The 380-nt window shown below is 66.8% G+C and carries 1 pseudogene; it reads right to left on the bottom strand.

Annotated features, from left to right (window positions below):
• Positions 1–380 (bottom strand): annotated as a pseudogene (locus EOA24_RS41210) (glutamine--fructose-6-phosphate aminotransferase); the annotation flags it as partial.

The following is a 380-nucleotide window of genomic DNA, read 5'->3' as shown; positions in this document are numbered from 1 at the left end:
GCCATGGCCGACGGCCAATGGCGGACCGTTGCGGGCGCCGACGATCAGGTCCTGGTCGCCCTTGAACATTATCGCAAGGGCAAGCGCGCCCGAGAGCCGCTTCAGCGCCTGGTGCGCGGCCTCCACCGGCTTCAGCCCCTTGGCGAGTTCCCGCGCCACCAGATGCGCGACGACCTCGGTGTCGGTCTGCGAGGAGAAGGTGTAGCCGTCGCGGACAAGCTCCTCGCGCAGCTCGGCGAAATTCTCGATGATGCCGTTGTGGACGATGGCGACGCCGTCTGAAAAATGCGGATGCGCGTTGGTCTCGTTCGGCACGCCATGCGTGGCCCAGCGCGTATGGCCGATGCCGATCGTGCCGTCGAGCGGCTCTTCCTTCAGCC

The sequence above is a fragment of the Mesorhizobium sp. M2A.F.Ca.ET.039.01.1.1 genome (genome assembly GCF_003998035.1).
Taxonomy (GTDB): Bacteria; Pseudomonadota; Alphaproteobacteria; order Rhizobiales; family Rhizobiaceae; genus Mesorhizobium.
The sequence above is the reverse complement of the archived record's forward strand: the minus strand, read 5'-3'. Positions and strand labels throughout refer to the sequence as shown.